At 45.2% G+C, this 9,161-nt stretch carries 6 protein-coding genes; 5 read left to right on the forward strand and 1 reads right to left on the reverse strand.

Features of this window, described 5'->3' with window-relative positions; genetic code table 11:
* Positions 1-104 precede the first annotated feature (104 nt).
* From hrpA to B0680_RS03395, 3 genes are all read left to right on the forward strand, one after another.
* Positions 105-4,331 carry an ATP-dependent RNA helicase HrpA gene (gene hrpA, locus B0680_RS03385; RefSeq protein ID WP_407661996.1) on the forward strand — a complete coding sequence of 1,409 codons (4,227 nt, stop codon included), beginning with the start codon at positions 105-107 and terminating at the stop codon, positions 4,329-4,331.
* An 86-nt stretch (positions 4,332-4,417) separates the two neighbouring features.
* On the forward strand, positions 4,418-4,942 hold the full coding sequence (locus B0680_RS03390) for a GNAT family N-acetyltransferase (protein ID WP_078253640.1): 525 nt from the start codon (positions 4,418-4,420) through the stop codon (positions 4,940-4,942).
* Between the two features lie 102 nt (positions 4,943-5,044).
* Positions 5,045-6,190, forward strand: a complete 1,146-nt coding sequence (locus B0680_RS03395) for a beta-ketoacyl-ACP synthase III (RefSeq protein WP_078253641.1) — start codon at positions 5,045-5,047, stop codon at positions 6,188-6,190.
* A gap of 111 nt (positions 6,191-6,301) precedes the next feature.
* Here the strand turns inward: B0680_RS03395 and B0680_RS03400 are convergent, their stop codons facing one another.
* Positions 6,302-6,862 (reverse strand): AAA family ATPase, encoded by a 561-nt coding sequence (locus tag B0680_RS03400; RefSeq protein ID WP_078253642.1) that lies wholly within the window; start codon positions 6,860-6,862, stop codon positions 6,302-6,304.
* A 117-nt stretch (positions 6,863-6,979) separates the two neighbouring features.
* Here B0680_RS03400 and prfA point away from each other — a divergent pair, with 117 nt between their 5' ends.
* Both prfA and B0680_RS03410 read left to right on the forward strand, forming a co-directional pair.
* Positions 6,980-8,059: a peptide chain release factor 1 gene (gene prfA, locus B0680_RS03405; RefSeq protein WP_078253654.1), complete on the forward strand. Its 1,080-nt coding sequence runs from the start codon at positions 6,980-6,982 to the stop codon at positions 8,057-8,059.
* Positions 8,060-8,114: 55 nt separating this feature from the next.
* Positions 8,115-9,116, forward strand: a complete 1,002-nt coding sequence (locus B0680_RS03410; protein ID WP_078253643.1) for a tyrosine-type recombinase/integrase — start codon at positions 8,115-8,117, stop codon at positions 9,114-9,116.
* Positions 9,117-9,161 lie beyond the last annotated feature (45 nt).

Below are 9,161 nucleotides of genomic sequence, written 5' to 3' on the forward strand. Positions count from 1 at the left end.
TCAGCACCTGCCAAATACACAAATCATCTCGGATAAATTGCACCGATGCCGAATTTTCTTTACAATAGGCAAATTTAAAACACAGATACATACAATCAGCTACAATGACAATGATTAATCACCCAAAAAACAAGCCATCCGCCGATACTCTGCCTGTCTTGGCAAAAGATAGATTCTTTTTAGAAAAATTACGCAAAGAAATCAAATCCGCACAAGGTGACGAACACGCCAAAAAACAAGCACGCTATGATGAACTTTATCAGCGCTCAAGTGACAAGGTACAAGAACGCCGTGCAAGCATCCCAGCTGATTTGTGGGGTAAACTGAATCACGACCTGCCTGTCACCGCCGAAGCTGACACGCTCATTAACGCCATCAAAGCGCATCAAGTAGTGATTATCGCTGGTGAGACAGGCTCGGGCAAAACCACACAACTGCCTAAACTTGCGATGTTAGCAGGTCGTGGTACGACGGGTCAAATCGGTCATACACAGCCTAGACGACTGGCCGCTCGTTCGGTAGCGACTCGTATCGCCGAAGAGCTTGGTGAAGAGCTTGGCAAGACGGTGAGTTTTAAGATTCGCTTCACCGAAGAAGGGGGTAAGCACTCAATCGTCAAGCTGATGACCGATGGTATTTTGCTCGCTGAACTTGGCTCGGATAAGTTTTTGACCAATTATGATACCATCATCATCGATGAAGCACATGAACGCAGTTTAAATATTGACTTCATTATGGGCTATCTAAAACGGCTATTGCCAAAACGCCCTGACTTAAAAGTCATCATCACATCGGCGACGCTTGATACCGAGCGATTTGCCAATTATTTTGCCAAAGATGGCAAGCCTGCGCCTGTGTTTGTGGTCGAAGGGCGTAGTTATCCTGTCGAAGTGCGTTATCGTCCTTTGACTGATATGATTGTCACTAGCCAAGACGATGATGCCTTTGATGAAATTGAAGATAACTTGCCCCGTGCTTTGACGGCGGCGGTCAATGAATGTTTTGATGATGCAAAAGCCAAAGGCCATCCTGACCAAGCGGATATTTTGATTTTTGCGGCGACCGAAGCAGAAATCCGAGATTTGCAAGATATTCTAAATAGCTATGCGCCTGCTCATACCGAGATTTTACCGTTATTTGCTCGCCAAAGCTATGCCGAACAGCAAAGGATTTTCTCACCATCGGCTCGTGGCAGACGCATCATTATCGCCACCAATGTCGCCGAGACTGCACTGACCGTGCCAAACATCCGCTATGTGATTGATTTGGGCTTTGCTCGTATTTCTCGCTACAATTACCGCTCTCGCATTCAGCGATTGCCCATCGAAGCCATCAGCCAAGCCGCTGCCAATCAGCGTAAAGGTCGCTGCGGTCGTATCGCACCCGGTGTGTGTATCCGCCTATATTCTGAAGAAGATTTTAACAGTCGTCCTGAATTTACCGAACCTGAAATCCTGCGTACCAATCTTGCATCGGTGATACTACAGATGGAGCGACTGCATTTGGGGGATGTGCAGGCCTTTGATTTTATCACGCCACCTGATTTGCGACTGGTCAATGATGGTCGTAAATTGCTCATTGAGCTAGGTGCGCTCGATGAACACGGCTATACCAAAACCCGTGCCAAAAAAGGGCGTCCACAGGCAGGCAGTCTGACCAAAATCGGTCAACAGATGGCAAAAATGCCCATCGACCCACGCCTAGCCCGTATGCTTGTGGCGGGCAATACCTTTGATTGTCTGCATGATATGCTGATCATCGTCTCTGCGCTCGCCGTGCAAGATGTGCGTGAACGCCCAATGAATAAGCAGATGCAAGCCGATCAAAAGCACGCCTTGTTTCGCCGAGATGATTCAGATTTTTTATTTTATCTTGAATTATTCCAAGCGTTATTTGACAAGCACGCCACCAATGATCATCAGGTGCTATCTAGCAATGGCAGACGCAATTTTGCCAAAAAGCATTATCTGTCCTATCCACGCATCCGTGAATGGCAAAAAACCCATCGTCAGCTGACCGAGATGGTCGCTGAAATGGGCTTTGTCATTCATGAGCCTACAGCAACTCTTGATACGCTTGACACGACAGTCGATACCAAAAAAGGCGTACGCTTATCGCTAAAAACAGACAAAGCCAAAGCAGAAAAGACAAATAAAAATCCCAAGCAAGCACTGGTTAATCTTAAATATGTGCTAAAAAATGGTATGGATAAGCCCGACGGTCAATCACGCCAATATGCCAATATTCATCGTGCACTATTGACCGCCTTGCTGTCATTTGTGGCACACAAGACCGAAACACTTGGCGAATATCTGATGGCTCGTAGCCAAAAAGCTCGGATTTTCCCCGCCAGTACTTTGCACAAAAAAGGCGTGCAATGGGTGATGGCGTTTGAAGTGGTTGAGACATCGCAGGTGTATATGCGTTGCCTTGCCAAGATTGAACCTGAGTGGATTATCTCTGCGGCGCCAAAACTGCTGAAATATCATTATTTTGAACCGCATTGGTCAAAAAAATCAGGACGGGTGCGTGCGTATGCGCAAATCAGCTTATTTGGGCTGATTGTCATCGCCAAAGAGTTGGTGAATTATGAGCAGATTGATTTGGCGCAAGCTCGTGAGATTTTTATCCGTGATGCACTCGTTGCCAATCAGTACGGTATGCAGATGAAGTTTTTGACGGATAATGCCAATAAAATCAAAAACATCGAGCGTATCGAAGATAAGATGCGTCGCCGTGATTTGCTTGTTGATGAAGAAAGCCTGTATCAGTTTTATGATGCTCGCATCCCAAGCCATATCGCCAGTCGCAAAAGCTTTGAAGAATTTTATCATGATGCGGAGAATAAGACGCCAAACTTCCTGCATTTTAGCGATGACGATGTGCTCAATGAATCAGTTGATGACAGCCGCCAATTCCCCGAAAGTTGGCATCTGGGCGGCGTAAAACTACCCTTATCCTATGTCTTTGACCCAAGCAGTGATGATGATGGCGTAACCGTGCGTGTGCCGGTTAAGGCATTGGCACAGCTTGATCCTGTGGCGCTACTTTGGGGGATTGCAGGCTGGCGATATGAGCTGGTCTTGCAGTTATTAAAAACTTTACCTAAAGAAATTCGCCGTCAAATTGTGCCGATACCTGATACTTGTGATAAAATCTTTGATAAGCTAGATGCTCGTGCACAGACAGGGCTGCTTGATCAGCTAAGCCATGCTTTGATGGCACTCGGTGTACGTACGACGCCTGCTGATTTTGCCCCTGATAAGGTCGAAGAATACCTACGCCCATTGATTTGCGTGGTCGATGACAAAAACCGTGTCATCGAAAAAAGCCGCGATCTGCTCCGCTTGCAAGCTCGTCATAGCCAAACAGTCAGCCAAAGTGTCACCGTCGAACAAGGGCTACATCATGAGTTTCCTGAGTATTTTAATTTTGTCAAAAATACGCACACATCTGGCATTGTCATGCAAGAATTTTCGGCACTCAAGGCGGATAAAGCAGGCACGGCGGTGTCGATTGCGGTATTTACCGAAATTGGTGCGGCGCTGAACGCTCACAAACAAGGCGTGCTGACGCTTATCAAATCCAAACTTGGTGCTAAGCAAAAACAGCTGACCAGTCAGATTGATAAAGCGTTTAAGCTTGCTTTTGCGCCACTTGGTGATTTAGAAAAACTAAAAACCATCGTCGTTGATGCTACCTTGCAAGCTTGTCTATATGAGCACGCCACCAACTTTGGTCGCGAACAGCCAAGCGAACACGGGGCGCATGCTCGTACGCTGATTGCAGGACTTGTGACTGACAAAAATAGCTGGCTGATTGACCATCTACCGCTTGACCAAGCCGAATTTGCCATTTGCCAAGACAAGCTATTGGCCAATTTCTTGCTGATTGGGCAAACGGTGCTAAAGACACTCAAGGACATTTATACCGCATGGCAGGTGGCTCGTGGCAAATTATTAATGCTTGACCAAGAAATCTTTGGCGAGAGCATTGAAGATATCGAAGATCAGCTTGATGATTTGCAGTTGGCGGATTTTGTGTATCGCACCGATTATCAATACTGGCGACAGTATGCCCGCTATTTACAAGCGCTAAACATTCGCCTTGACCGCATTACGCACAATCTTGATGCGGATTTGGATGCAGTGTATTTACTCGATATACACATGGAGCGATTGGCGACGGTGGTACATCAGCCAAAATTTGCCGAATATCGCTGGCTGGTCGAAGAATATCGGATTAATCTATTTGCCCAGCCGATGAAGACGCTATCGCCTGTATCTGCCAAGCGACTTGAAAAAGTATGGGCAAGTTTAAATACCAAATAAGTGTTGTTTTATAAAGATTTTTTTGGTTAATTTTAGATAAAATTTATCCGTCATATTCACTATAAGCTGTTAAAGGGAAATTATTTATGATTGCAGATGATATTGTATTTATCCGACCGACGATAGAGCATCAGCAAGCGGTGATGGCTTATAAGGATGCGTATCTATCACGCCATGATAGTGTGATTCATGGCAGTGGTGGACTTGAGCGATTTGATGATGATTATCAAGCATGGCTTGATTATATCAATGCACCTGCAGGGACGAATTTATTCGGCTATGACAAAGTGCCTGCCAGTCATTTTTTGGCAATGTATGACAATCAAGTGATTGGCGTGGTGGGTATTCGTCATGAATTGACCGAATTTTTGCACAAAATCGGCGGTCATGTTGGCTACAGCACGCATCCTGATTTTGAAGGGCGTGGCATTGCGACCATCATGCTTGGCTTTGCCGTGCAGTTTTTGGCAAAGATTGGCGTAAACCGAGTGCTGGTCACTTGTGATGATGAGAATCTTGGCTCGGCACGAGTGATAGAGAAAAACGGCGGTCAGCTTGAAAATATCATCAGTATGGGCGACAAACAGGTGCGTCGATACTGGATTGGCTAAGCGTTACAAATAAATTGTGTAAACAACTGTATTTTTTTACAACTCGTTACATTTATTTGTGCTACAATGGCAAACAACAAAATACCAAATCAAGGAGTCATTATGACCATTTGCATCACCGCAACAGGATTACACATTCCTGCTCATAAAATCAGCAACGAAGAGCTGGTGGCAACTTTTAATACTTATGTGGATAATTATAATGCCAAGCACGCTGATGCCATCGCCAGTGGCGAAAAGGTGGCTTTGCAACATTCTAGTGCAGAATTTATCGAAAAAGCATCAGGCATCAAATCTCGCTATGTCATCGAAAAAGAAGGCATCCTAAATCCTGACATCATGGCGCCGATTTTCCCTGCTCGTAAGCTTGGCGAAGAGCTGTCTATCATGGCAGAGATGGGTGCTGACGCACTGAACAAAGCTTTGGCGAACGCAGGTCTAAGTGCAGATGACCTAGATGGTGTGATTTGTGCCTGTTCGAACTTTCAGCGTGCCATGCCGGCGATTGCCATTGAGATTCAGCATGCAGTGGGCATGACGCATGGTTTTGCCTTTGATATGAATGTGGCGTGTAGTGCGGCGACCTTTGGTATTGCTCAAGCAGCTGCCAGTATCCGCTCGGGTCTGGCTAAGCGTGTGGCGGTGGTCAATGTCGAGATTACTTCAGGGCATCTCAACTGGCGTAACCGTGATAGCCACTTTATCTTTGGTGATATCGCAGCGGCGACCATCGTTGAAGAGCTAGATACGCCAAAAGGCTATGAAGTCATCAGTACCAAGCTGATTACCCAATTCTCAACCAATATCACGAGCGAATACGGCTTTATGGACCGCTCAGAATCTTTGGCTTCAGGCGTGCCGATGCACAGCGATATCGATGAACCTGTGACCAAAAGCCTATTTTTGCAAGAAGGTCGTAAGGTGTTTCGTGAAGTCTGTCCAAAAGTTGCCGAGACTATCAGCACGCATTTGGCAGAAAATCACATCGACCCACAACAAATCAAACGCCTATGGCTACACCAAGCCAATATCAATATGATTGATTTGATTTTGCGTACGGTGATGGGTAAAGATGCAGATAAAGCCATCGCCCCTGTGGTTATCGCCAACTATGGCAACACAAGCTCAGCCAGTCCAATCATCGCATTCCATGACAGCCAAGAAGGTGTGCAGTCAGGTGATTTGTGCGTGATGTCATCATTTGGTGCAGGCTATTCGATTGGTTCGGTGATTTTGAAAAAAGTTTAATTTTTGACTTATTGCCAAGTTTCCTACCATCAAAAGACGCTCACGGTTGTGGGCGTTTTTGTTTTTTGGCGGATGTGTTTGACCGCTAGATAAGCTTAATATTGTCTAGAGTTAAGCTTGATTAAGTACTTTTGCCATCGTCATCAGTCGCTTATCAACTGTGCCTGTGATGGGTGTGAAACCGATTTGCAACTTTTGCAGCATCTGGATAATCGCATCACGCATCAAATGCCTGCCATGTGGCAAATCTCTTTGACCATCCGCCACCCAGTCAATCCCATGCGCATCCGTGACAAATACATGGTCATAATGGCACTGCCTTATGAGCACCCAAATCTCATCAGGTACACGCCCAAAATACCACTGGCTATACACCGCCACCAATATCGGCGATGTATCACAAATCACAAAATCAATCTCATCTGCCTTCGCCTGCGTATAGGCGAGCTGTTCTTGCTGTCGTTGTCCTGTGGCAATGGGCATAATATCATCAAATTGGCATAGATAGCCTGATGGCTTGGCATCCAAAAAACTACGCATATATTCGCTCACACCGAGCGCATGATACCGCTGACAAAATGCCTGCATCAGCGTGGATTTGCCCGTACATTCTGCGCCGATGATCAGCAGGGTTGTCGGTGATGGGCTGACTGTGGTTTTGTCTTGGATCATGATTACTCTCAATGTGGCGTATGCGGTATTGTAGCAAATTGCACAAAACCCATGCAAAAAAGATTGATTTGTGGCAAAATACGCAATTATTTGGTTATTTTAAGCACAAATTCAATGATTAAAGAATCCCTACGCCATCGCCTAGATCAGATGGTTGATCGTTATGAAGAAGTGACGCATTTGTTATCCGATCCTGATGTGATTGTGGATAATAAGCAATTTCGTACGCTGTCGATGGAGCACAGCGATTTGACCGAGATTACTGAGACTTGGCAGAAGTTTTTGCAAGCCGAAGAAGATTTGGCGACCGCCCAAGAACTGCTGTCTGATCCTGATATGAAAGAAATGGCAGCCGAAGAGATCGATGATGCCAAAGTACGCATCGAAAGCTTGGGTGATAAGCTCAATGTCTTGATGCTACCCAAAGATCCCAATGATAAAGTGCCTGCCTTTTTGGAAATTCGAGCGGGTACAGGCGGTGACGAAGCGGCGATTTTTAGCGGTGATTTGTTCCGTATGTACCAAAAATACGCTCAATCGCAAGGTTGGCAAGTCGAAGTCCTATCTGCCAACGAAGGCGAGCACGGCGGCTACAAAGAAATCATCAGCCGTATCTCAGGCACGGATGTCTATGGTCGCTTGAAGTTTGAAAGTGGTGCGCATCGTGTACAGCGAGTGCCCGCAACCGAAAGCCAAGGGCGAGTGCACACATCAGCGTGTACGGTGGCGGTGATGCCAGAGATTGAGATTGATGATACGGTTGAGATCAACCCTGCGGATTTGCGTATCGATACCTACCGCTCAAGCGGTGCAGGTGGTCAGCATGTTAATACCACAGACTCAGCGGTGCGTATCACGCATATCCCGACAGGGGTCGTCGCTGAATGTCAGCAAGAACGCTCTCAGCACGCCAACAAAGAAAAAGCCATGAAAATGCTGATTGCCCGTATCCAACAAGCCAAAGTCCAAGCGCAAATCGATGCCACCAGTGATATGCGTCGCAATTTGGTTGGTTCTGGTGATCGCTCCGAGCGTATCCGTACTTATAATTTCCCACAAGGTCGTATGACGGATCATCGCATCAATTTGACCCTTTATAAGCTAGATGCGATTATGGAAGGGGATTTGACCGAGCTATTGGACAGCCTATTGCGTGAGCATCAGGCGGATTTGATGGCAAGTGTTAGTGGTGAGTAAAACCTGTGTTTTTTAGGGTAATTTGATTCTTTAGTTTTACGAGGACTACCCTAAAATGTCACTTAAAAATATCCCTAAAATACACAAGGTAGGTAATAAGTATCGTATTCAGACCATGATTAATGGTAAACGTTACTCTGCAACTAGGGCTACACAAGAAGAGTGTATTAACTGGTTTAACCTACTTTGTAATGACTTGGCTGTAAACCAAAAGGAAGAAGCTATTCTTTGCCTACTGGAAGTCATTGAGCTGTACAGAAAGAGGGTGCTGTCACGACTAAAAAGTGGGGATAGAGCAACGAGTATTATTAGCCTTCTGGTGAAAGAGCACCCTGATTTAGTTACTACACCCATTACAGATATAACACCCAAACATCTTACTGCATGGAAAGACAGAAGATTACTACAGGTATCTGAAGGTACTGTGTTACTAGAGATGTCTTTTTTAAGGTGTGTGTTTGAGTTTGCTATTAATGAGCTTTACTTGTTGGAAGTTAATCCAATGAGCAGGGTTAAGCGACCTAGTAAACCACCGCCAAGAGATAGAAGGATTACACCAGAAGAAGAGGCTAAAGTCCTACAGTGGACTCGTTATAAAGTAGGTGAACCACCTGACACCTGTAGGAAACAAGTTGGTTGGTGTTTCTTATTTGCCTTGCAGACAGCAATGCGTAGGGGTGAGATACTTGCACTGACTGCTGAGCACATTCATACTAATCATGTACATATCCCACACAGTAAGAATGGATTGAGTAGGGATGTTGTGCTAAACAGTGCAGCAAAAGAAATGCTAAAGGATATAAAGCCATTGAAGGATAGACTGTTCCCTATACGTTTGGATAACTTCAATTTAATATGGAGAAGAATGCAACAACAGCTATGGATTAAAGACTTGCATTTTCATGATACGAGACACGAAGCCATCTCCCGTATGGTTAGAGACTTGAATATCCCTGTAGAAAAGCTTGCTAAAATTACAGGACATAAAGATATTAAAACACTAATTAATGTTTATTATAATCCTACAGTGGATGAGCTGATACAGTACTTTAGTTAATCCATAAAATAAAAATTGCCCCTGCTATGAACCGACCCCCAATTC

The organism is Moraxella pluranimalium, from assembly GCF_002014825.1.
Classification (GTDB): Bacteria; Pseudomonadota; Gammaproteobacteria; order Pseudomonadales; family Moraxellaceae; genus Moraxella; species Moraxella pluranimalium.

What these genes read in the sequence shown, in the direction of transcription:
- hrpA (WP_407661996.1), top strand. Translation starts at nt 105, where the DNA reads ATGACAATGATTAATCACCCAAAAAACAAGCCATCCGCCGATACTCTG.
- B0680_RS03390 (WP_078253640.1), top strand. Translation starts at nt 4,418, where the DNA reads ATGATTGCAGATGATATTGTATTTATCCGACCGACGATAGAGCATCAG.
- B0680_RS03395 (WP_078253641.1), top strand. Translation starts at nt 5,045, where the DNA reads ATGACCATTTGCATCACCGCAACAGGATTACACATTCCTGCTCATAAA.
- B0680_RS03400 (WP_078253642.1), bottom strand. Translation starts at nt 6,862, where the DNA reads ATGATCCAAGACAAAACCACAGTCAGCCCATCACCGACAACCCTGCTG.
- B0680_RS03410 (WP_078253643.1), top strand. Translation starts at nt 8,115, where the DNA reads ATGTCACTTAAAAATATCCCTAAAATACACAAGGTAGGTAATAAGTAT.